This is a genomic window from Bacillus sp. COPE52 (assembly GCF_003355115.1).
Lineage (GTDB): Bacteria > Bacillota > Bacilli > Bacillales > Bacillaceae_G > Bacillus_A > Bacillus_A toyonensis.
The window spans coordinates 4,115,141-4,139,586 of the sequence record NZ_CP031292.1 but is presented as its reverse complement, the minus strand read 5'-3'; the positions used below and the strand labels follow the sequence as shown (position 1 = coordinate 4,139,586).

22 protein-coding genes, 1 pseudogene and 1 other annotated feature are annotated in these 24,446 nt (G+C 37.6%); of the genes and pseudogenes, 4 read left to right on the top strand and 19 right to left on the bottom strand.

The window, feature by feature from the left end:
• Window positions 1-32 precede the first annotated feature (32 nt).
• Window positions 33-1,319, top strand: coding sequence for a replication-associated recombination protein A (locus tag DPQ31_RS20750; RefSeq protein WP_000812925.1), 1,287 nt, complete (start codon window positions 33-35; stop codon window positions 1,317-1,319).
• 37 nt (window positions 1,320-1,356) lie between these two features.
• Window positions 1,357-1,998, top strand: coding sequence for an RsfA family transcriptional regulator (locus DPQ31_RS20745; protein WP_000857724.1), 642 nt, complete (start codon window positions 1,357-1,359; stop codon window positions 1,996-1,998).
• 501 nt (window positions 1,999-2,499) lie between these two features.
• Here the strand turns inward: DPQ31_RS20745 and DPQ31_RS20740 are convergent.
• The 13 genes and pseudogenes from DPQ31_RS20740 to DPQ31_RS20680 form a co-directional block, all read right to left on the bottom strand.
• Complete coding sequence (locus DPQ31_RS20740) at window positions 2,500-3,267, bottom strand: tRNA threonylcarbamoyladenosine dehydratase (protein ID WP_000903182.1); 768 nt, start codon at window positions 3,265-3,267, stop codon at window positions 2,500-2,502.
• Window positions 3,268-3,458: 191 nt separating this feature from the next.
• Window positions 3,459-5,234 (bottom strand): aspartate--tRNA ligase, encoded by a 1,776-nt coding sequence (gene aspS, locus DPQ31_RS20735; RefSeq protein WP_000840919.1) that lies wholly within the window; start codon window positions 5,232-5,234, stop codon window positions 3,459-3,461.
• Between the two features lie 12 nt (window positions 5,235-5,246).
• Complete coding sequence (hisS, locus tag DPQ31_RS20730) at window positions 5,247-6,518, bottom strand: histidine--tRNA ligase (RefSeq protein WP_033657340.1); 1,272 nt, start codon at window positions 6,516-6,518, stop codon at window positions 5,247-5,249.
• Window positions 6,519-6,587: 69 nt separating this feature from the next.
• Window positions 6,588-6,818 (bottom strand) — a binding site (T-box leader).
• A gap of 54 nt (window positions 6,819-6,872) precedes the next feature.
• Window positions 6,873-7,049, bottom strand: a complete 177-nt coding sequence (locus tag DPQ31_RS20725; protein WP_001242605.1) for a hypothetical protein — start codon at window positions 7,047-7,049, stop codon at window positions 6,873-6,875.
• Between the two features lie 85 nt (window positions 7,050-7,134).
• Window positions 7,135-7,326 carry a hypothetical protein gene (locus DPQ31_RS20720; RefSeq protein ID WP_001104578.1) on the bottom strand — a complete coding sequence of 64 codons (192 nt, stop codon included), beginning with the start codon at window positions 7,324-7,326 and terminating at the stop codon, window positions 7,135-7,137.
• 79 nt (window positions 7,327-7,405) lie between these two features.
• Window positions 7,406-7,738, bottom strand: a pseudogene (locus tag DPQ31_RS20715) (YrdB family protein).
• Between the two features lie 269 nt (window positions 7,739-8,007).
• Window positions 8,008-8,448 carry a D-tyrosyl-tRNA(Tyr) deacylase gene (locus DPQ31_RS20710; protein ID WP_001266954.1) on the bottom strand — a complete coding sequence of 147 codons (441 nt, stop codon included), beginning with the start codon at window positions 8,446-8,448 and terminating at the stop codon, window positions 8,008-8,010.
• A gap of 17 nt (window positions 8,449-8,465) precedes the next feature.
• Window positions 8,466-10,646: a GTP diphosphokinase gene (relA, locus tag DPQ31_RS20705; protein ID WP_097861320.1), complete on the bottom strand. Its 2,181-nt coding sequence runs from the start codon at window positions 10,644-10,646 to the stop codon at window positions 8,466-8,468.
• 210 nt (window positions 10,647-10,856) lie between these two features.
• Entirely contained in the window at window positions 10,857-11,369 is a 513-nt protein-coding gene (locus DPQ31_RS20700; RefSeq protein WP_000346217.1) for an adenine phosphoribosyltransferase, read from the bottom strand.
• 66 nt (window positions 11,370-11,435) lie between these two features.
• Entirely contained in the window at window positions 11,436-13,757 is a 2,322-nt protein-coding gene (recJ, locus tag DPQ31_RS20695; protein WP_208730943.1) for a single-stranded-DNA-specific exonuclease RecJ, read from the bottom strand.
• A 101-nt stretch (window positions 13,758-13,858) separates the two neighbouring features.
• The gene (locus DPQ31_RS20690) at window positions 13,859-14,752 is read right to left on the bottom strand and encodes a cation diffusion facilitator family transporter (RefSeq protein WP_000409731.1); all 894 of its coding nucleotides are present in this window, start codon (window positions 14,750-14,752) and stop codon (window positions 13,859-13,861) included.
• Window positions 14,753-14,916: 164 nt separating this feature from the next.
• Complete coding sequence (gene secDF, locus DPQ31_RS20685; protein WP_208730942.1) at window positions 14,917-17,181, bottom strand: protein translocase subunit SecDF; 2,265 nt, start codon at window positions 17,179-17,181, stop codon at window positions 14,917-14,919.
• 282 nt (window positions 17,182-17,463) lie between these two features.
• The gene (locus DPQ31_RS20680) at window positions 17,464-17,748 is read right to left on the bottom strand and encodes a post-transcriptional regulator (RefSeq protein WP_000890217.1); all 285 of its coding nucleotides are present in this window, start codon (window positions 17,746-17,748) and stop codon (window positions 17,464-17,466) included.
• A 185-nt stretch (window positions 17,749-17,933) separates the two neighbouring features.
• Here DPQ31_RS20680 and spoVB point away from each other — a divergent pair, with 185 nt between their 5' ends.
• Window positions 17,934-19,493, top strand: coding sequence for a stage V sporulation protein B (gene spoVB, locus DPQ31_RS20675; protein WP_000198273.1), 1,560 nt, complete (start codon window positions 17,934-17,936; stop codon window positions 19,491-19,493).
• Window positions 19,494-19,549: 56 nt separating this feature from the next.
• On the opposite strand, the gene DPQ31_RS20670 is transcribed toward spoVB, so the two are convergent.
• The gene (locus DPQ31_RS20670) at window positions 19,550-20,206 is read right to left on the bottom strand and encodes a DUF421 domain-containing protein (protein WP_000455375.1); all 657 of its coding nucleotides are present in this window, start codon (window positions 20,204-20,206) and stop codon (window positions 19,550-19,552) included.
• Window positions 20,207-20,309: 103 nt separating this feature from the next.
• Between DPQ31_RS20670 and DPQ31_RS20665 the strand changes: the two genes are divergently transcribed.
• Complete coding sequence (locus tag DPQ31_RS20665; RefSeq protein WP_208730941.1) at window positions 20,310-20,693, top strand: TIGR04086 family membrane protein; 384 nt, start codon at window positions 20,310-20,312, stop codon at window positions 20,691-20,693.
• Window positions 20,694-20,730: 37 nt separating this feature from the next.
• On the opposite strand, the gene yajC is transcribed toward DPQ31_RS20665, so the two are convergent.
• Genes yajC through ruvB form a run of 5 tightly spaced genes read right to left on the bottom strand, consistent with a single transcriptional unit; the run spans window position 20,731 to window position 24,441 of the window.
• Window positions 20,731-20,991 carry a preprotein translocase subunit YajC gene (yajC, locus tag DPQ31_RS20660; RefSeq protein ID WP_000991114.1) on the bottom strand — a complete coding sequence of 87 codons (261 nt, stop codon included), beginning with the start codon at window positions 20,989-20,991 and terminating at the stop codon, window positions 20,731-20,733.
• 27 nt (window positions 20,992-21,018) lie between these two features.
• Window positions 21,019-22,158 carry a tRNA guanosine(34) transglycosylase Tgt gene (tgt, locus tag DPQ31_RS20655; RefSeq protein ID WP_000125368.1) on the bottom strand — a complete coding sequence of 380 codons (1,140 nt, stop codon included), beginning with the start codon at window positions 22,156-22,158 and terminating at the stop codon, window positions 21,019-21,021.
• Between the two features lie 12 nt (window positions 22,159-22,170).
• Complete coding sequence (gene queA, locus DPQ31_RS20650; RefSeq protein WP_000354012.1) at window positions 22,171-23,223, bottom strand: tRNA preQ1(34) S-adenosylmethionine ribosyltransferase-isomerase QueA; 1,053 nt, start codon at window positions 23,221-23,223, stop codon at window positions 22,171-22,173.
• A 19-nt stretch (window positions 23,224-23,242) separates the two neighbouring features.
• Window positions 23,243-23,443, bottom strand: a complete 201-nt coding sequence (locus tag DPQ31_RS20645) for a DUF2905 domain-containing protein (protein WP_098822034.1) — start codon at window positions 23,441-23,443, stop codon at window positions 23,243-23,245.
• Complete coding sequence (gene ruvB / locus DPQ31_RS20640) at window positions 23,440-24,441, bottom strand: Holliday junction branch migration DNA helicase RuvB (protein WP_000344470.1); 1,002 nt, start codon at window positions 24,439-24,441, stop codon at window positions 23,440-23,442. Before ruvB ends, DPQ31_RS20645 begins: the two co-directional genes overlap by 4 nt.
• Window positions 24,442-24,446 lie beyond the last annotated feature (5 nt).

Sequence of the window (24,446 nt, the reverse complement as noted above, 5' to 3'; positions counted from 1 at the left end):
AATGAGATTATATAGTAAGGGAGACGGTAAAAATGAAACAACCACTCGCACATCGAATGCGCCCTACAAATATTCAAGAAATTATTGGACAACAGCATTTAGTTGGTGAAGGAAAGATTTTATGGCGAATGGTCCAAGCAAATCATTTTCAATCTATGATTTTATACGGTCCTCCAGGTACAGGAAAAACATCAATAGCTAGCGCAATTGCGGGAAGTACTGGAACACCGTTTCGCCTATTAAATGCTGTTACTCACAATAAAAAAGATATGGAAGTTGTCGTACAAGAAGCGAAGATGCATCGACACCTCGTTTTAATTTTAGATGAAGTTCACAGGTTAGATAAGGCGAAACAAGACTTTCTATTACCTCATTTAGAAAGTGGACTCCTTACTTTAATCGGTGCAACGACGAGTAATCCATTCCATGCGATAAACTCTGCTATCCGAAGCAGATGTCAAATCTTCGAGTTACACGCACTAACAGAAGATGATATTTTAATTGGTTTAAAACGAGCTCTTGAAGATAAAGAAAAAGGGCTTGGGGAATATGATGTAACTGTTACGGATGGAGCATTACATCACTTTGCAAATGCTTCAGGCGGAGATATGCGTTCCGCTTATAATGCACTTGAACTAGCTGTTTTATCTAGCTTTACAACTGACGACAAAGCTGCGGAAATCACGCTAGAAATCGCAGAAGAATGCTTACAAAAAAAGAGTTTCGTTCATGACAAAGGTGGAGATGCTCATTATGACGTATTATCGGCATTTCAAAAATCAGTGCGCGGAAGTGATGTAAATGCAGCACTTCATTATTTAGCACGCCTTATTGAAGCAGGTGATTTACAAAGTATCGGTAGACGCCTTCTTATTATGGCATATGAAGATATCGGACTTGCTAGCCCGCAAGCTGGACCGCGCACACTTGCAGCGATCGAGTCAGCTGAACGAGTTGGATTCCCAGAGGCACGCATACCACTTGCAAATGCCGTTATCGAGCTATGCTTATCACCAAAATCAAATTCAGCTTATAAAGCACTTGATGCTGCATTGCACGATTTACGTAACGGTCAAACAGGTGACATTCCAGGTCATTTAAAAGACAGTCACTATAAAGGCGCTGAATCGTTAGGTCGAGGCATTGGATACTTATATCCACATGATCATCCAAATGGCTGGGTACACCAACAATACTTACCTGATAAAATAAAAAACAAGCAATATTATAAACCGAAAACAACAGGGAAATTTGAGCAAGCACTTTCTACTGTTTATGAAAGATTACAAAGTTCGAATAAAACGAAAAATAAAGGGTAACATAAACGAAAACGTCACCATTACGGAGGCTTCGCTTATGAAAACACGTCAAGATGCATGGACAAGAGAAGACGATCTCCTTTTAGCAGAAACTGTTTTACGACATATTCGTAGCGGCAGTACACAAATCAAAGCATTCGATGAAGTTGGCGATGCTTTGAACCGCACTTCAGCAGCTTGCGGTTTTAGATGGAATGCTGAAGTACGAGCGAATTACGAAGATGCGGTACAGATTGCAAAAAAACAACGTAAAGAATTAAAACGTTCTGAAGCTAAAATAGAAAAAGAGCAGTTTACACAAACTCAGCAGCTCGTAATCGATGCCGAGTTTTCAGAAAATATCACGCCAAGTCAACAGGAACTTACAATGCAAAATGTCATCTCATTTTTGCAAAACATGGAACATAATAACCCTTCAACCGCAAAGTTGCAAACTGAAAATGAGGTATTACAAGATCAGCTTACTTCCTTGCAAAAAACGAATCATGAACTTGAAGCAAAATTAGCGGTACTCACAAAAAAACAACAAGCAATCGAAGAAGATTATGCAATGCTTGTTAGAATTATGGATCGTGCTCGAAAACTTGTTTCAGTTGAAGAACAAGAAGAACAGATTGCTCCCATTTTCAAAACCGATCAAAACGGGAATTTAGATATTATTTATTCTGCAGAGAATTAAAAACAGGGATGTCACTTTTTTGATTAAGTGACATCCCTGTTTGTTTTCGGTGAATCGTATATAGATATATCGGTAAATGAAATTATATCAACGATTTTTCGAATATATCTATCGTAACTTGCAATATATCTATCGTAACTTGCAATATATCAACGATTTTTCAAATATATTTATCACAACTTGCAATATATCAACGATTCGAAAAAGAATATCGATTTAACGACAAAAATTGACAATAATATTTCTCCCTGTCATACAAGGAAACTCCCAAAATATATTAGATAATTTTTACTGTAATGTCATTATAACTCTTGGCCTTCTCGTCCTGACTTTAGCTCTTTTCACCATTAACAGTCTAAAAAATACATCCGCCTATAAATCAGATAAATATGATCATTACTTATTAACCTTACTTACATTTGAACTAGTAGTGATGCAAATATCAATAATTCTTTAAAACATAGAAAAAGCATATATCCGAAATGGATATATGCTTTCCTTTTATTCTTGCCCTACACGCTTCACTTCTACATTTTTAATACGCTCACGTACAACGTGACTTGCCATAATTAAGCCTGCCACAGATGGTACGAATGCATTTGAAGAAGGTGGTAATTTCGCCTTACGAATTTTTGCATTTTCGTCTGGTACGATTTCTTTACGTACTTCTTCACGAATTACGATTGGGTTTTCGTCAGAGAAGACAACTTTTACACCTTTTTTAATACCCTCTTTACGAAGCTTCGTACGAATTACTTTCGCAATCGGATCTGTATGTGTTTTAGAAATGTCCGCAATACGAAAACGAGTTGGGTCCATTTTATTTGCTGCACCCATACATGAGATAATTTTAATTTTACGACGTAAACATTGTTTAATTAAATGGATTTTGAACGTAATCGTATCAGATGCATCCACTACGAAATCTAAACCGTGTTTAAAGAACTCTTCATATGTTTCATCTGTATAAAACATTTCTAATCCAATTACTTCACATTCGGGATTAATGTCTGCAATACGCTCTTTCATTAATTCTACTTTTGAACGTCCTACAGTAGATACTAATGCGTGAATTTGACGGTTTACGTTTGTAATATCTACAACGTCTTTATCAACTAATACGAGACGTCCTACGCCAGAACGTGCTAACGCTTCAGCTGAAAATGATCCTACGCCGCCAATTCCTAAAATACCGACTGTACTATTTTTTAATATTTCAAGTCCTTCTTTACCGAAGGCTAATTCATTACGTGAAAATTGATGTAACATTCAGCTCTACACTCCTATTACAAAAATGGTCTACCATGTATTCTAGCGTTTTTCCGACTATTTGTATAGAAAAAGTTATAGAATTCCTAAAAATACATATTTCAAACAAAAACATAATATAAACCGGACTTTTTAAACTTCCTCTCAAAAAAAGTCTAGACGGCTATAGTATAACCATCTAGACCCTATTCTTACTTCTCTTCTTTCAAGCTTAATTTTAAGTTCAGTTCTTCAAGCTGCGCTTCTGCAACTGGGCTTGGAGCTTCTGTTAATAAGCAGCTTGCGCTTGCTGTTTTCGGGAATGCAATTGTATCACGAAGGTTCGTACGACCTGCAAGTAACATAACAAGACGGTCTAAACCTAATGCAATTCCGCCGTGTGGTGGTGTACCGTATTCGAATGCTTCTAATAAGAATCCGAATTGTTCTTGCGCTTCTTCTTGTGAGAATCCAAGTGCTTTAAACATTTTTTCTTGTACGTCACGCTCGTAAATACGAAGTGATCCGCCACCAAGCTCATAACCGTTTAATACAAGGTCATATGCTTGTGCACGTGCTTTTTCTGGTGCTGTTTCTAATAGCTCAACGTCTTCACGGAATGGCATTGTGAATGGGTGGTGAGCTGCGAAGTAACGATCTGCATCTTCATCGTACTCAAGAAGTGGCCAATCAGTTACCCATAGGAAGTTAAATTTACTTTCATCTATTAACTCAAGCTCTTTACCTAAACGTAAACGAAGTGCACCTAAGCTATCTGCAACAACGCTTTTCTTATCTGCTACGAATAGTAATAAATCGCCAGCAGTAGCTTCTAATGTACTCATTAACGCTTTTGCATCTTCTTCGCCGAAGAATTTCGCAATCGGTCCTTTTAAGCCGTCTTCTTCCACTTTAAGCCAAGCTAGACCTTTTGCACCGTATACTTTTACGAATTCAGTTAATGCATCAATGTCTTTACGAGAGTATTTGCTTGCGGCACCTTTTGCATTAATTGCTTTTACTTGTCCGCCGCTTTCTACAGCACTTGTAAATACTTTAAATCCACAATCTACTGCAAATTCAGATAGGTCTGTTAGTTCCATTTCAAAGCGTGTATCTGGCTTATCAGAACCGTAGCGAGCCATTGCATCAGCATATTTCATACGAGGGAACGGTGCACTAACTTCTACACCTTTTGCATCCTTCATAACTTTCGTCATCATACGCTCCATCATATCTAAAATTTCATCTTGCGTTAAGAATGAAGCTTCGATATCGATTTGCGTGAATTCTGGTTGACGATCCGCACGTAAATCTTCGTCACGGAAACAACGTGCTACTTGATAGTAACGCTCAAATCCGCCGACCATAAGAAGTTGTTTAAATAATTGTGGTGACTGTGGTAATGCATAGAATTCACCGTCGTGTACACGGCTTGGTACTAAATAGTCACGAGCTCCTTCTGGTGTGCTCTTCGTTAAAATTGGAGTTTCAACTTCTAAGAAGTCTTCTGTATCTAGGAAGTTACGAATTGTTTTCGTTACGTCGTGACGCATTTTGAATGTGTTAAACATTACAGGACGACGTAAGTCTAAGTAACGATATTTTAAACGCACATCTTCTGATGCATCTGTATCATCAGCGATAATGATTGGTGTTGTTTTCGCTGCGTTTAATACGTTTACTCTCGTTGCTTGTACTTCAATACGACCAGTTGCCATATTGTCATTAATTGCGCCTTCACCACGTTCAACAACTGTACCTTCTACGTGCAATACGTATTCACTACGAATCGTTTCTGCTACTTCTAGTGCTTCTTTTGATGTTTCTGGGTTAAATACGACTTGCACGATACCTGTACGGTCACGTAAATCGATGAAGATTAATCCACCTAAGTCACGACGTTTTTGTACCCAACCTTTTAATTGAACTGTTTGTCCAACAGCTTCTACTGTTACTTTTCCACATGCATGTGTTCTTTCAGCCACTGTAAGTTCCCCCTATATTAATTTCTCTGCTACGTATGAAGCAAATACATCTAATGCTACTTCTTCTTGTCCGCCTGTTGCCATATCTTTTAAGTTAATGATGCCTTTATCTAGCTCATCTTCCCCTAATACAGCTACAAATTTCGCATTTAAACGATCTGCTGATTTAAATTGTGCTTTCATTTTGCGATCTAAATAATCTTTTTCGACTGATAATCCAGCTTTACGAAGATCAAACGCAACTTTCGCAGCATGGTCTTTCGCTTTTTCACCAAGAGCTACAACGTAACAATCAATACTATGTTCAATTGGTAACTCAATGTTCTCAGCTTTTAGCGCCATAATTAGACGTTCAATACTCATCGCAAAACCGATACCTGGCATTTCTGGTCCACCGATTTCTTGTACAAGTCCATTATAACGGCCACCACCGCTTAATGTAGTGATAGCACCGAAACCTTCTGCCTCACTCATAATTTCAAAAACAGTGTGTTGATAGTAGTCTAAACCACGCACTAAGTTTGGATCTTTTTCAAATGGAACATCCATCATCGTTAATAGTTCTTGAACTTTATCGTAGTATACTGCTGAATCTTCGTTTAAGTATTCTGTAATAGATGGTGCTGTACCCATTAATTCATGGTTACGGTCCTTCTTACAGTCTAAAATACGAAGTGGATTCTTTTCTAAGCGAGATTGGCAATCAGAGCAGAACTCGCCGATGCGTGGCTCAAAATGAGCGATTAATGCATCGCGGTGCGCTTGACGGCTCGCTGCATCACCTAAGCTGTTTAATACAACTTTAATATTTTTTAAGCCCATGCCGCGGTAAAACTCTACAGCAAGTGCAATTACTTCTGCATCAATTGCAGGGTCGTTACTACCGATTGCTTCAATACCGAATTGTACGAATTGACGATAGCGACCTGCTTGTGGTCTTTCGTAACGGAACATTTGACCGATATAGTATAACTTTGTTGGTTGCGTTGCGTCACCGAACATTTTGTTTTCAACGTAAGAACGTACAACAGGTGCAGTACCTTCTGGACGTAATGTTAAACTGCGCTCACCACGATCTTGGAATGAATACATTTCTTTTTGTACGATATCTGTCGTGTCACCAACACCACGTAAAAATAACTCAGTGTGTTCAAAAATTGGTGTGCGAATTTCTTTATAATTGTAACGACGGCAAATTTCGCGTGCTTGCCCTTCGATATACTGCCATAACTCAACAGTGCCTGGAAGAATATCTTGCGTTCCGCGTGGGATTTGAATAGACATATTCAGTTCCTCCTCAAATTGTTTTAATCTTAATAAAAATAAAAAAACTCCCGCCTCTACTGTTTGAACAGTAGGGACGAGAGTATTATACCCGTGGTGCCACCCTAATTGAAGCACGTATGCTTCCACTTTTTTAATAACGCTTAAATGTGCGTTCATCCCTACTAAGCATATATGCCGTTCAAGTTGAAACCTCTAGAGTGTCATTCAATCAGTCATCATGTAGAAATGTTTTCAGCCTAAGACATCTCTTCTCTTTCCATGTGTATCTCATTTACTCTTCTCTATCAACGGTTATATTCATATGTAAATATAAAATTACTATACGTTTGTTGAGTTCGATTGTCAAGTGTTCTAAGAGCGTTCAATCTGCTTCTTAAGACGCTTTACATCTTGAAGAGAAATTCCAAACTCAGAAGCAAGCTCCATCGAAGTATTGTTTTGTTCTTTTGAAATAAAATCATGAAAATTCACGTTAAACAGTTGATTTGCACCGTTTGTAACAGAATGCCCTTTTTCATTCATACGCATACGTATATCCCTCACATTCAATATGGATGTTTTACTTTTTATTGTTCCATATTGATAAGGTAGTTATACGTATAAACGAATAACGTTATTCCATACCACTTTTATATAAATAATCCGCTCTTTGAATCATAAAGGTTGTTACAACCATTGCTGCTATTACAAATACTGCCCAAGTACTGTAACTTAGCACTGCGAAAGTAACTCCTAATGCATGTAAAAAAATAGCTAAGCTAAATCGCAATGAAAATTTCAAATCTTTAAAGATTGACCAATTCATGTACTATCTCCCCTTTTCACACATACATCCGAATGTTTTTACCATTTTTTACATTATACTATATAATGGATAACCCAAGCTATTGATTCCAAATCAACATCAGCATTCGATTTATAACAATAATAGTTACCAATCCACTCGCCAGCATAGGATGCTTCAAATGATACAACGCTGCAACATCCGCTTCAAACATGATAATCTCTAACAATACATGCAATATACCTTGTACTTCTCATTCTGCATGCGGAGCTCCAAATAGCTCCCAAATGACTGCAACAACAATCGAAATAATAATAGCAAGTGTAATTTTTATAGCCGTTATTGTTCCTACCCGAAATCCCCAGTATCCAACAATCCCAAGAACACATAACTCTAGCATAAAACGTAAAGTTATATTGAATTCTTGAAGCATGCTACACCTTCTTTTCCTTTTATTCCCCTTCGAATTAATCCTATGATAAAGTGAAACTTTAATCAGTGGGGGTTTTGTTCATCCCCCACTGATTATCAACCCTCACCAATCGGGCTTTTACGGGCAGCCCGACCCCCACCTAACTTCTTTGCTTCCGCTGAATTTTGAGGTGGGGTTCTTACTGCCCACAAATAGCGGGATAAATGAACAAAACATACAACAAAGTATAAAAAAGAGAGGACTATATAATCCTCTCTTCTTGGGCCATACTATTTACTTTCCACAATTAAGGTCACCGGACCATCATTGATTAAAGAAACGTCCATCATTGCACCGAACTTCCCTGTTTCTACATGCAATCCTTGTTTACGAACTTCTTCATTAAAGAAATCGTATAAATGCTCTGCATAGTCAGGTTTCGCAGCATCCATAAAGTTTGGACGTCTTCCCTTGCGGCAATCGCCATATAATGTGAATTGCGAAATTGATAGAACTTGTCCTTCTACATCGAGTACAGAATGGTTCATCTTTCCGCTCTCATCTTCAAAGATGCGTAAGTTCGCGATTTTTTCCGCAATGTACGTTGCATCTTTTTCAGTATCTTCATGCGTAATGCCAACTAGTAATGTTAAACCGAATGGAATTTGTCCTACAATCTCACCATCTACTGTGACAGACGCCTCTTTTGATCGTTGTAAAACAACTCTCATCTTTTCTACACTCCCTATTAATGCATCATGCGTCGTACTGCATAAATTTCAGGAACACGTTTAATGCGTTCTACTACTTTTTTCAAGTGTTGTAAGTTACGAATCGAGATCGACATATTAATCGTTGCCATCTTATTACGATCACTTCTACCAGAAACAGCTGAAATGTATGTTTTCGTCTCTGTAACAGCTTGCAATACTTCATTTAATAAACCACGGCGATCATAGCCTGAAATTTCGATATCAACGTTGTATTCAATTTCTTTTTCAGGGCTACCTTCCCACTCTACTTCTAATAAGCGCTCTACAGCTTCTTCTGTATGAATATTTACACAATCACGACGGTGAATCGATACGCCCCGACCTTTCGTAATATACCCAACGATATCATCACCTGGAACTGGGTTACAGCATTTTGACAAACGAATTAATAAATTGTCAGCACCACTTACCTTTACACCAGAATCCCATTTTCTAATTTTCATCGGTTTACGAACTTCTTTAACTTCAACAATTTCTTCTTCACGCTGCTTACGGAACTTGTCCGTTAGTCGCGTAACAATTTGCGACGCTGTAATTCCGCTATATCCAACTGCTGCAAACATATCTTCTTCATTTGCAAAATTAAACTTCTCAGCAACACGTTTTAAATTGTCAGGAGCTAACACTTCTTTCATCTCATACTCTAGACCACGTACTTCTTTTTCAACAAGTTCACGGCCTTTTTCAATATTTTCGTCTCTACGCTGTTTCTTAAAGAATTGACGTATTTTATTTTTCGCATGAGATGTTTGAGCAAGTTTCACCCAATCTTGGCTTGGGCCATACGAATGTTTCGATGTTAAAATTTCAATGATGTCACCCGTTTTTAATTTATAATCAAGGGTCACCATTTTCCCATTTACTTTTGCCCCAATTGTTTTATTCCCGATTTCTGAATGGACACGATAAGAAAAGTCAATTGGAACAGATCCAAGTGGTAATTCCATTACATCGCCTTTCGGTGTAAAGACGAATACCATGTCAGAGAATAAATCAATTTTTAATGACTCCATAAACTCTTCTGCATTAGAAGCTTCATTTTGCCATTCTAATATTTGACGGAACCAAGTTAGTTTCTTCTCTAATGTACCTGTTGTTTCTGCGGTCTTTCCTTCTTTATACGCCCAATGTGCCGCGATACCGAATTCTGCAATTTCGTGCATTTCTTTCGTACGAATTTGCACTTCTAGCGGATCACCTTTCGGTCCAATTACCGTCGTATGAAGAGATTGATATAGATTTGCTTTCGGCATTGCAATATAATCTTTGAAACGACCTGGCATTGGCTTCCAGCAAGTATGAATAATTCCAAGCACCGCGTAACAATCTTTAATACTATTTACAACGACACGTACAGCTAGTAAATCGTAAATTTCATTAAACTGTTTATTTTGCAATGCCATTTTACGATAAATACTGTAAATATGTTTTGGTCTTCCAGAAATCTCAGGTTGAATGGAAACTTCTTTTAATTTCTCACGAATACCAGTCATTACTTCATCTAAATATTCTTCACGCTCTGCACGTTTACGCTTCATTAAATTTACAATACGATAATATTGTTGCGGATTTAAATAGCGAAGTGACGTATCCTCTAACTCCCATTTAATAGTACTAATTCCGAGTCTATGTGCTAAAGGTGCAAAGATTTCTAACGTTTCATTCGCAATGCGACGCTGCTTCTCTTGAGGCAAATGTTTCAATGTACGCATGTTATGAAGACGATCAGCTAGTTTAATTAAAATAACTCGAATATCTTGAGCCATTGCGATAAACATTTTGCGATGGTTTTCTGCTTGTTGCTGCTCATGAGATTTATATTTAATCTTTCCGAGCTTTGTAACACCATCGACAAGCATAGCGATTTCTTTATTAAATTCTCGCTCAATATCTTCTAATGTAATCTCTGTATCTTCCACTACATCATGTAAGAAACCTGCCGATACTGTAGCTGGATCCATGTGTAAATCAACTAAAATACCTGCAACTTGAATTGGGTGAATAATATATGGTTCACCCGATTTTCTATATTGTTCGCTATGTGCATCGCGTGCATATTCATAAGCACGTGCCACTAGCTCAATATCTTCAACCGCTAAATATTGACTTGCTTTCTCGAGTACCTGTTCAGCTGTTAGTACTTGCTCATTTGCCATCGAATCACCTTTTATTGAAAATTGACTTTGTATTTATTAAATAGAATAAATTATATTCTATCATTATAACCCAATGATTGTGAATTGTGAAAAGGAAAAGATTTTACTGACATTTCACCTTATTTTTTTGTTCAATTATACAAAAGTACCCGCTCCTCTCCAAGAGATTCACGGGTACTTTTTATCACCGTAGTTTTACCTATATAGTGATTAGTATTTTTCTAATACTAATACATCGTAACCATCTAACATTTTACGACCATCTAAGTAAGTAAGCTCTACTAAGAATGCAATCCCTGCTACAACTCCGCCAAGTTCTTCAACTAGCTTAATTGTTGCTTCAATTGTTCCACCTGTAGCTAATAGATCATCAGTAATTAATACGCGTTGACCTGGTTTAATTGCATCTTTATGGATTGTTAAAACATCTGTACCATATTCTTTGCCGTAGTCAACTGTAATTACTTCACGTGGTAATTTTCCTAATTTACGAACTGGCGCAAATCCTACTTCTAATGCATAAGAAACTGGGCAACCGATAATAAAACCACGAGCTTCTGGTCCTACTACAACATCGATATCTCTTTCTTTTGCATACTCAACGATTGCATCTGTTGCTGCTTTGTATGCTTTACCGTCGTTCATTAAAGGTGTAATGTCTTTAAACACAATACCTTCTTTCGGATAATCCGGTACAATTGCGATATGTTGCTTGAAATCCATATTTCTGAATCCTCCTCAGATATAAAAGGTTTGTAAATACCAAATCCTTTACCCTAACTGTTCTACTTATTTATGATTACGAATCGTTTCAAACCATGTATATAGTTGCTGATATGTGCTATAAACCAATTCTTTTTCTAATTGTAAGTGGTTCATTTTCTCACGATATGTGTTCGATTCAATTAAATCACGCTTTTGTTTTTGTTCGGCCATAAAAATGACACCGTCTTTTATTGTAACAAATTCTAACTCAAAAAACACCTGTGTCATGAAATTTACTGTATCTTTTGACCAACCTTTATGGCGACATAGTTGTTCCCCATATTGTCTTAAAGAAAATGGTGATTTTTGGTTTAAGAAAGAATAGTACCATTTAAAATGTTCCCTCGTTGGGACTGTACTAAATAGATGATTGTTCTCTTGATAAAATAACGTATAGATTCTAGATGGGAATCCTACTTTAAATAAATCACGCAATTCATCTGTTCCTTTTGGCAAATCGAGTAACACGATGTATTGATCATCTAAATGAGTTACCTCTGATGCATGCACAAGATGTTCTTTATAGTCTTCTAAAGAAAACTTATTCAATACCTCTTCAGAAAAATACACCATTGTTATTTTTTCTTTCGGGAGTTCTGCTAAATTTGCTTCCACATTACGCATACTACGCCAATCAAATAATTGCCATGCCTCTACAGCAATATCTTGTACCATTAATTGTGGCTTCTTAAAATTATTCCATTCATTAATGGATGCCTCTCCTATTACAGATACCTTAGCAACTGGAGAAATTTCTTTTGCATACGCACCAAATCCGAATCCAATTGTATCCAGTGTTGCCTGTCCGTCACGAAGTGCCATTTTCAAATGTGAACCATCGGATCCGATTGCACGAATACTTTCTAATTCAGCATTTTTCACTGCAAGACGTGGTTTCGGATTTCCAACACCAAATGGCGCTAACTTTTGCATATCCTCAATTGCTGCAAGCGTTACATCTTCCACTTTACAAAATGTATCAACTGCTGTGATTGGAATAAAATCCGCTTCTGTTAAAATTGCATCCGCTTGCGCATTTAAGCGGCGACGTAACTCATCTACATCATTCATATGTAGCGTCATTCCTGCGGCCATCGGATGCCCTCCGAAGTGCGGTAATAACTCTCTACAATCCGACAAGTTTGCAAACAAATCAAATCCCGCGATACTACGTGCTGAACCCTTTGCTGTTTCTTTGGCAGGATCAATGCTTAATACAATTGTTGGACGATAAAAACGTTCAACTAATTTAGAAGCGACAATTCCAATTACACCTGGATTCCAGCCTTCTTTTGCAAGCACTAACACTTTATTTTCTTCTGGCGGGAATTTATTTTCCACTTCAGCGATAGCCTCTTCTGTAATTTGCTTTACAATATCTTTTCGAAGTTTGTTCAGCTCATCAATTTCTTCAGCCAGTTCTTTCGCTTCCTCTGGGTCATCTGATAATAATAGGTGTACAGCCGGCGTAGCATCTTCTAAACGCCCAACTGCATTAATACGCGGTGCGATTGAGAATCCAATGCTTTCTTCTGTAATTTCACTTTGCGAAACGTTAGCAACTTTAAACAATGCCTTTAAACCAATATTTTTCGTCATTCGCATATGTTTTAAACCGCGCTTCACTAGCAATCTATTTTCGCCATGAAGTGATACTAAATCGGCTACCGTACCGATTACTGCAATTTCTAATAAATGTTCTGGTACACGACCTAATAGTGCATGTGCAACTTTAAACGCAACACCTACACCGGCTAAATAATGAAACGGATACACACCGCCATCTAGTTTTGGATGAATAATCGCGAGTGCTTCTGGTAATTCTGGCGGTGGCTCATGGTGATCCGTAATAATAAGATCTATTCCAAGTTCCTTCGCTACCTTCGCTTCATGTATCGCTGCGATACCAGTATCGACAGTAATAATAAGTGAGAACCCTGCACTATGCGCCCAACGAAACGCTTCTTCGTTTGGTCCATAACCTTCTGTAAAACGGTTTGGAATATAAAATTCTACCTCTGCACCTAATTCTTGCAGAGCAAGATATAAAACCGTTGTACTACTTACTCCGTCCGCATCATAATCACCAAATATTAATATTTGCTCTCCATTTTGAATCGCCTTATTTACACGTTCTACCGTTCTATCCATTCCTTCTAATAAAAACGGATCGTGAAATTCTTGATTTTCTGTATTTAAAAAATCTAAAATCTTATCTTCTGTATCTAATCCTCTACCGAGGAATAACGAAATGACAAGTGGTGATAGTTGTAACTTTTTTGCTAATTCACTCACTCGCTCTTCATTATATTCTTTTTCTTTCCAACGCGTCTTCGGTTGTAACACGAAATCACCCCTTAACCTGTTTATTATACAAGACAGATTAAGGGGTGACAATATAATGCAAACTACGATGCAATATCTATATACTAAAATTTTAATGATATTTAATTTGGAGAATACGGATTTATATGTACAAACACATTTTGTACATTATCTTGTTTCATAAGCATTTCTTTCACATGTTTTCCAATGCGGTGTCCTTCTTCTACAGTAATGTATGGATCTACAGAAACTTTAATATCGACAATAACATAGTGACCATGTTCTCTCGCATATAAAGAACCGATTTTTTTCACACCATTTACTTGCAGGACAGCTTCTCTAAGCGGAATAACATCTTCCTCATGAAGTACATGATCAAGCGTTGCATGAATCGCTTCCGCCCCAATACTCCACGCCATCTTTGCAACAAGGAGTGAAACAAATAACCCTGCAACCGGATCCGCATATACAAGCCAATCTAAACCTAGCTTACCACCGATAATAGCTGCACAAATACCGATTAAAGCTGCAATTGAAGAAAATACATCCGAACGGTGCTCATATGCATTTGCAATAATTGCATCACTATTTACCCTCTTCCCTAATCGGAATTTATACTGAAACATTCCTTCTTTCACGACAATCGAAAGAATAACAGCAAAAATCGTAATTCCTTTCGGTGGTTCTAGTTCTTGCGAAAAAGCTTTTATAGACGAAATCGCTATCTCGATGCCCACAATAAATAATAATACTGCAACAATAATCGCTGAAATCGATTCCGCTTTACCATGACCGTACGGGTGATCTTCATCTGGTGGTTGCTTTGCTGCTCGCAATCCAAAAAGTACAGCTAGCGAACCAATTACATCTGATGCAGAATGCACAGCATCCGCTAATAGTGCTTTACTGTTCCCGATATAACCAATTACCGCCTTTACAATCGCTAATATAATATTACCAACGATTCCGACAATAGCACCAAACTCGGCCTGTTTAAAACGTTCATCTTTTTCCATAATTAAAATCCCTTCTTTTCTTAACCTATCTTGTTATCCCGATTTATTGTATCAAAAACAACGATAACATCACCACTTTTTTCCATCTTTATTCTGTAAAAAGTTGCTATCTTATTGTATCCACAAACGAAAAAAGAGATGCCTCCTAATGAGGCATCACCTTTTTATACTTGTGGTTCAGATACTTCTTTCTCAACCTTCTTCTTGTTTTTGCCCTTTTTCAAACGACTGTTTTCAAGCATTAACCAAATTTGAGAAGCAACGAAAATAGAAGAGTACGTACCTACAACTAATCCAATTAATAACGCAAGTGAGAAGTTACGCAGTGATTCACTACCGAAAATAAGTAGTGCAATTACTGGGAACAACACTGTTAAAACAGTATTAATTGAACGACCAATTGTTTGACGAATACTTGAGTTTACGATTTCTTCTAAATCTTTTAAATCGCGAACTCGTTTTTTCTGTTTGTATAATTCACGGTTTCTATCAAACGTAACGATTGAGTCATTGATAGAGTAACCAATAATGGTTAATACCGCAGCGATAAATGTTAAGTCTACCTCTATTCGGAAAAGACTAAATACAACAATCATAACGAAGGCATCATGTAATAATGCGATTACTGCAGATACTGCGTACGTAAGACGGAAACGAATACTTACGTATAAAATGATTACTGCAGACGCAATTAATACTGCGATAAATGCATTTCGTGCAATCTCTTTACCGATTGTCGGTGAAACTGTACTTACATTCGGATCTGTACCGTATTTATCGTGGAAGAATGTTTTCGTTTTCGCAATTTCATCTTTTGATAGAACACCTAATGTACGAACTGCGAAACCTTTATTGTCATCTCCAGTCGGTACAATATTTTCTTCCTTCACATCGATTTTCAATTCTTTAAAATCTTTATGAACATCAGCAACAGTAACTGCTTGTTTTGATTGCAAGTCGATACGTGTACCACTTGCAAAGTCAATACCAAGATTCATTTTGAAAATCGGTAATATAATTGCCCCAGCAATTACGACTACAATTGAGAATAAGAAGAATTTATGACCGATATTTACGAAGTTAATACGATCAAATCTCGTTGGCGGATGTACTACACCTTTTGTTAATGGAATAATATCCTTTTCCTTAACACCAAAATAAGATTGTTTTTTATCGAAGTAACGGCTCTTTACAAGTAAACCTAGTAAGAAACGAGTACCGAATACGTTCGTAATGAAACCGACTAAAATACTAACAATTAAACTTGTTGCGAAACCTTTTACAGAACTATTACCGTAAGCAAATAATACACCGGCTGCTGCAATTGTTGTAATGTTCGCATCTAAAATTGTCGCTAATGAACGATGGTTACCAGCACGAAATGCTGACATCATTGACTTACCAATTTTCAGCTCTTCCTTTAACCTCTCGTACGTAATGATATTCGCATCAACTGCGATACCTACCCCGAGCACTAATGCCGCAATACCTGGCAACGTAAGAACCGCATGCATCCAGTTAAAGACAAGTAATGTAACGAAAATGTATAAACCTAACATAATAACCGCTACAAGCCCTGGTAAACGGTAGAATACAAGCATAAATAAGAAGATAATAGCAATACCGATTGCACTAGCGAAAATCGTTTGCTCTAATGCTTGTTGACCAAATTTCGCTCCAACAGATGTTGAATACATTTCTTTTAAATCAACAGGAAGTGCACCTGCATTTAATAAAGATGAAAGTTCTTTCGCACTTTCAACTGTAAAGTTTCCACCTACGATAGATACTTCAGCTTGGTTAAACACTTGGCTTACTGTTGCTGCTGATAAAAACTTCGGATTCGGTTTTGCAGATTCTGCTTTATACGAATCTTTTCCTTCTTCAAAATCAAGCCATATTACCATTAAATTCGTTGGTGGTGGCATTTTTGAAATTTTTTCAGTTACATCACGGAATTTTTCAGCGCTTTTTAATGTAAGACCTACGCTCGCACGGCCTTGCTCATCAAATGTTTGCTTCGCTCCGCCGCCTTTTAAATCCGTTCCATCCATAAGAAGATTGTCATCTACATCACGAAAAGTTAATTTCGCTTGTGTTGATAACATTTCACGTGCTTTTTGCTGATCTTGTACACCAGCAAGCTGTACCCGAATTCGATTCTCCCCTTCAATTTGGATGTTCGGCTCACTTACACCGAGAACATTGACACGATTTTCAAGAGCACCTACTGTACTTACAAGTGCCTCTCGGTCAATTTTATCACCTTTTTTGGCTGGTTTTACTTCATACAGAACTTCAAAACCACCGCGAAGGTCTAGTCCTAGACTAATTCCTTTTGCTATGTCTTTTCCTGCCGCACCAATTACGCCACCGATTAATAAAACGATGAGGAAAAAGGCGGCAATTCTCGTACCACGCTTTGCCATATGTACCCTCTTTCTGCTACTAACACTTTCAATAAATCTCTTACGATTCACTGCTATACGTGTGCATACACCTAGTTAGTAGACTTCCTTTCTATAAAATACATTTGTTTTTTGCTAGTTCATCACTAGCTGTGTCGGTAAACCTTACGCAATACCTACACTTTCATTATTTATTTTTCTTCTTCACTACCTCCTTTACATATAATCTTAGACATCGTTATTTCCTCTTTATCAATACCTATCATTATACTGCAAAAGGAAGAACAAACCAATTGCAGTCAGTTATTTATTTTCATACTCATCAAATGACCAAAGTGGCGCTTGGTATGCTTCAACAGTTAAATATGTCATATATTCATTAGGTGTTATTCTTAATACATCGTTCACTAATTCATACAACCTAACATTACTGTCTATCTTTTTCCACTTTTTCACTTTAAGAAACTTCCAAATGTCATCATCTGTCACTCTGTCATAACCGAACATTTGAAACTCCTCTACTTTACTAACTAAAACGACTTGTAACTGTCCGCGGTATGATTCTACCAAATCTTCTTTTTCTAACATACGTAACATCTCCTTATAATTTCAGCACGAAAAGTCGCTTTTATTCCCGCTCTAATGGACAGCAATAACTACTTTCAAGAGCACTATCATACTTCACTCTCTTAAATGCTTGTCATTCTTGTCTCGTACGTGCATATAAATTATTGTAAATCATTCCACTGATTTTGAGAAGGTAGGAGAAGACCATGACGAGACAAAGCTTTTTAAAAGGCGCATTTATTTTAATGATTGCCGGCTTTATTACCAAAATCCTTGGATTTATTAACCGGATTGTAATGGCACGTATACTAGGAGAAGAAGGCGTTGGCCTTTATATGATGGCCGTTCCTACATTCATTTTAGCAATTACATTAACACAAATCGGTCTTCCTGTCGCAATCGCAAAATTTGTAGCAGAAGCGGAAGCGGTGAACGATAAACAAAAAATTAAAAAAATATTAACCGTATCACTAGCTGTCACTTCCTTTATTAGCATCATTTTAACAATTGGCATTATGCTCCTCACACCTATTTTAGCGAAAACATTATTAACCGATGAAAGAACGTACTATCCATTAATGGCCATTTTACCTGTCGTTCCTGTTATTGCTGTTTCTTCTGTTTTACGTGGTTATTTCCAAGGGAAACAAAATATGAAACCTAGCGCTTATGCTCAAGTGATCGAACAAGTTGTCCGCATTACAATTATCGCTGTATGTATTCGAATATTTTTACCTTATGGCGTAGAATATGCTGCAGCCGGCGCTATGCTATCAGCCGTTCTCGGCGAAGTTGCATCCTTATTATTCTTACTCACTTTATTCCAACGTGAAAAACACTTATCCATACGCTCTAGATTTTTCACTACCGTAAAGGAGAGCAAAGGTACATTTTATTCTCTTATGGATATTGCCCTTCCAACTACAGGAAGTCGTTTAATCGGTTCCGTTTCTTATTTTTTTGAACCTATCGTCGTTATGCAAAGTTTAGCAATTGCCGGAGTTGCCGCTTCTGTCGCAACCCAGCAATACGGTATATTAAACGGTTATGCATTCCCACTCCTATCACTACCCGCCTTCATTACATACGCTCTTTCTACAGCGCTCGTTCCTTCAATTAGTGAAGCAATGGCAAAAAGGCAACATAAATTAGTGGAGCACCGTTTACAACAAGCACTTCGAATTTCATTAATTACTGGTGGATGGTCTGTCGTTATATTATACGTATTCGCTTCCCCTGTTTTAACTCTTATGTACGGATCAGACAGCGCAACAGCATTCATTCAGCTACTTGCACCTTGCTTTTTATTTCATTATTTTCAAAGTCCACTTACATCTGTATTGCAAGCTTTAAATTTAGCACGCGCTGCTATGATGAACACATTTATTGGCGCCATCGTGAAATTAATCGTTATTTTTGTACTAGCTTCAAAGCCAGAATTTCAAATGATGGGGGTTGCTCTCGCTATTGCAGCAAATATAGTAACCGTGACATTCCTTCACTACGCTACCGTTTTAAAAAAGATTACATTTACCATTTACGCAAAAGACTATATTTTCGGCGGACTTGCCATCGGTATTGCAGGTGCCTTCGGTTTTTACCTTCATAAGTATATTATTTTCTCTCATTCTCTTGGTATACAAACATTATGGGAAATCACTTTAACAACAATTGTTTATGTCGTTCTCCTCTTCATCTTTAAACTAATTCGAAAAGAGGAGTTAAGTCGCCTCCCTATCATTCGTAAACTTTCATTTTTGAAATAAAGTAAAACTTTCATTAGCGAGACTTTTCCGGGCTTACTATTTAAAATGGTAAGCTTTTAGTTTTCTTTCAAATCAACAAAAAATTGTCCATTTTGAAAACTACAGTATAAAATTTGTGTTATATCGTTATAACCTAAGTTTTTTAGTTTTTCAATGAGCCATTCGTCTGTATGTTCAATCATTTGCAAATGATTAGATTGAATTTCTCCATCAATAATTAATGGGAGAGTAAAAATAGGCGTATCATTTTTACTCTTTTTACTTTTTTGTTTTTGAAAAACGGATAACTTCCCTGATGGTTCCAAAATAGCGTATTCCACATCCCGCACGTCTCCGACCCCTTGCTCCCTTAATTGCATCATTAAATCATCTATGTTATAGCGCTGTTTTCTCATCTTTTTTTCATCGATTTTTCCCGCATTTATAAGAATAGCAGGCTCCCCTTCTATTAAATGCCGAAATCGTTGAAACTTCAAAGAAATAACCGACAAAATGATTTGTATGCACATAAGGAAAATCATCGGAACTAATTGATGCCAAAGTGATTTATCTGTATTTTCAATCGCTACTACAGCCATTTCACCAAGCATAATGAATACGACTAAATCTAATACACTTAGCTCTCCTATTTCACGTTTACCCATAAGACGGAAAATAATTAAGATAATGATATACAAAAGCATCGTCCGGCCAATTATCGATACCCATTCCATTTCTACATCTCCTTTTTTACTTATAGATTCCCCTATAGAAAAGAAAATAGTCTAACTTAAGCAAAAGAGAAATATGCTTGTATTAAAAAGGGGGAATGCATAAATGGATGGAACGAAAAAATTATCAACTGCAATTGGTTTCGGTATTATTACCCTACTAATTCTCGCATCTATTACTAGCATGGTTATAGCTCTATTATTAAAGTTTACGAACATGAATGAAAGTACATTAACCGTCACTATTTTGATACTAGCTCTTTTATCTATGCTTATGTCTGGGTTTATTGCTGGTAAAAAAGCACGAGGGAAAGGTTGGCTAGTAGGTTTTACAACAGGACTCACATTCGCCATACTCGTTTTTCTAGTTAACTATTTAGGCTTCTCTCAAACTTTATCGAACTCACAGTTTCTTTACCAATTGGCATTAATGGGTGCGAGTACACTCGGTGGTATTTTCGGTGTAAATATGTCAAAGCAAAATAATTAAAAAAAGGCCCTGCACATTTCATGCAGGGCCTTCCTCATTAGTTTTTCACAACTTCACGAATCGCATTGCGATCGAAAGTTAAGTGTGCACCACCAGATTTAACAACGATTTTCGTTTCATCTACTGATTCGATTGTACCGTGTAAGCCACCAATTGTTATGATAGCATCACCTTTTGCTAATTCGTTTTGCATTTGAGCAACTGCTTTTTGACGCTTTTGTTGCGGGCGAATTAATAAGAAATAGAAAATCGCAAACATCGCAACGATCATAACGATATTCATCATACCTGCATTCATCTTTTGTTCCTCCTTTTAAATTATGTATTAGAAGTTTTTAGCATTCGGTTTATTAAAGCCATACTGTTCAAAGAATTCTTCGCGGAAATCGCCAAGACGGTCTTCACGAATAGCTTGTCTCACCTGCTCCATTAAGTTTAACAGAAAATGAAGGTTGTGATAAGACGTTAAACGAATTCCGAACGTTTCATCACATTTCATTAAGTGACGAATGTACGCACGAGAGTAATTTTTACATGTGTAGCAATCACAATTAGGATCAAGCGGACCGAAGTCTCTTGCGAATTTCGCATTTTTTACAACTAGACGGCCTTCACTTGTCATACATGTACCATTTCGAGCGATACGAGTTGGAAGTACGCAGTCAAACATATCAACGCCGCGAATTGCCCCATCAATTAACGAGTCAGGAGAACCTACTCCCATTAAGTAACGTGGCTTATCATCTGGAAGAAGTGGTGTTGTAAACTCAAGCACACGATTCATAATATCCTTCGGTTCACCAACAGATAAACCACCTATAGCATAACCAGGGAAGTCCATTGAAACAAGGTCTTTTGCACTTTGGCGACGAAGCTCTTCAAACTCTCCGCCCTGTACGATACCGAATAAACCTTGATCTTGTGGACGTTCATGCGCTTTTAAGCAACGTTCTGCCCAGCGGCTTGTACGTTCTACAGATTTCTTCATATATTCAAAAGTAGCTGGGAACGGTGGACACTCATCAAATGCCATCATAATATCTGAACCTAATGCATTTTGGATTTCCATCGCTTTTTCTGGTGATAAGAATAATTTATCTCCATTTAAGTGGTTACGGAAGTGAACGCCTTCCTCTTCAATACGGCGGAAGTCACTTAAACTGAATACTTGGAAACCACCAGAATCCGTTAAGATCGCACGGTCCCAGTTCATAAATTTATGCAAACCACCTGCTTCACGAACAATTTCGTGACCTGGACGTAGCCATAAATGATACGTATTACTTAAAATAATGCCAGAATCCATCGCTTTTAATTCTTCTGGTGACATTGTCTTAACTGTTGCAAGTGTACCAACTGGCATGAATGTTGGTGTATCAAATGAACCGTGCGGCGTGTGTACACGACCTAAACGCGCACCCGTTTGTTTACAAGTTTTAATAAATTCATAACGAATTGCTGTCATAATTTACTCCTTTTATTTGTTTCTCATTTTAGCGTGAGATGCAACGAACATTGCGTCACCGAAGCTAAAGAAACGATATTTTTCTTTTACTGCTTCATTATAAGCATGAAGTACATTATCTCTATTTGAAAATGCACTTACAAGCATAATTAATGTTGATTTCGGCAAATGGAAGTTTGTAATTAAACCATCAATTGCTTTAAATTCATATCCTGGGTACATAAAAATATCTGTCCAACCAGAAGCTGCGCAAAGCTTACCACTATGATCGGTCGCAATCGTTTCTAACGTACGAGTTGATGTCGTACCTACAGTAATAATACGTCCACCATTCTCTTTCACACGATTTAATAATGCCGCTGTCTCTTCAGACATATGGTAATATTCTGCGTGCATATGATGCTCTTCAATCGTATCTGCAGAAACTGGTCTAAATGTTCCAAGCCCTACGTGAAGTGTAATAAATGCTAACTGAACGCCTTTTTTCTTTAACTTCTCAAGTAACTCTTCTGTAAAGTGAAGTCCCGCTGTCGGCGCTGCTGCTGAACCGATTTCTTTCGCATATACTGTTTGATAGCGATCGCGATCTTCCAGTGTCTCTTTAATATATGGAGGAAGTGGCATTTCCCCAAGTTCATCTAAAATTTCATAGAAGATGCCGTCATATGAAAATTCAAGCTGACGCCCACCTTGATCTGCAGTCCCTGTGCAAGTTGCTTTTAATTTCCCTTCACCAAAAGAAATTACAGTTCCTTCTTTTACACGTTTCGCTGGCTTAACAAGCGTTTCCCACTTATCGCCTTCCTCTTGTTTCAAAAGAAGCACTTCAATGTGCGCGCCTGTATCTTCTTTCACACCGTGCAAGCGAGCAGGCATAACTTTCGTTTCATTTAAAACTAAGCAATCCCCCTCATGTAAGTAAGAAAGAATGTCAGTAAAATGTTTATGCTCAATATCACCAGTTTCACGGTCTAACACCATTAATCTTGATGTTTCACGATCCTCTAACGGGACTTGTGCAATAAGTTCTTCTGGTAAATGAAAATCAAACAGATTAATATCCATAACTGTATCCACCTATTTCTTATTTGAATCGATTTATTATATACATAATAAAAGATAATGCAATACTTAACACAATACATGTAATGATAGGAAAATAAAAGGTAACGTTACCTTTTTTCACAAAAATATCGCCTGGAAGCCTTCCAACGAACTTCCAAGCTAAGCCAACAACAATGAGTAAGATACCTGCTGTTATAAGCAATTTCGGTATCTCCGTCATACTTTTGGCATCTCCATTCCGAAATGTTCATACGCAAGTGGCGTTACGATTCGGCCTCTTGGCGTTCGTTGTAAAAAGCCAATTTGTAATAAATACGGCTCATACACATCTTCAATTGTATGAGATTCTTCTCCAATCGTTGCCGAAACTGTCTCTAATCCAACTGGGCCACCACGGAATTTCTCAATTATACCGAGCAATAATTTATGATCAATATGATCGAGTCCTAATTTATCTACCTGCAGTAGTTCTAATGCCATTTGTGTAATTTCCATTGCAATTGTTCCGTCGCTGCGAACTTGTGCGAAGTCACGTACACGTCGTAATAAACGATTCGCAATACGAGGTGTACCACGGGCACGTCTTGCAATTTCTAGTGCGGCTAACGAATCAATTTCCACTTCGAATACTTCCGCTGTACGTTCAACAATCGCAGAAAGCTGATCCACTGTATAATACTCTAATCTTGAAAGTACACCGAAACGGTCACGGAGCGGCGCTGATAATGCTCCGGCACGTGTTGTCGCTCCAACTAATGTAAATGGAGGTAAATCTAAACGTACAGACCGTGCTGACGGTCCTTTTCCAATTACGATATCAAGGCAAAAATCTTCCATCGCAGGATATAGTACTTCTTCAATTGATCTATGCAAACGATGAATTTCATCAATAAACAATACATCTCCAGGCTGAAGTGCTGTTAATACCGCTGCTAAATCTCCTGGTCTTTCAATTGCGGGACCTGACGTCGTTCGAATGTTAACACCCATTTCATTGGCAATAATATTCGCAAGCGTCGTTTTACCAAGTCCAGGTGGTCCATATAAAAGTACGTGATCTAACGTTTCTTCACGCATTTTCGCCGCTTCAATAAACACTTCTAAATTATGTTTCGCTTTATCTTGGCCAATATACTGACGGAGCGTCTGTGGCCGTAATGAATACTCTAAATCCGCATCTTCGTATCCAGATTCCCCTGAAAGGAGACGTTCGTCCATTATAC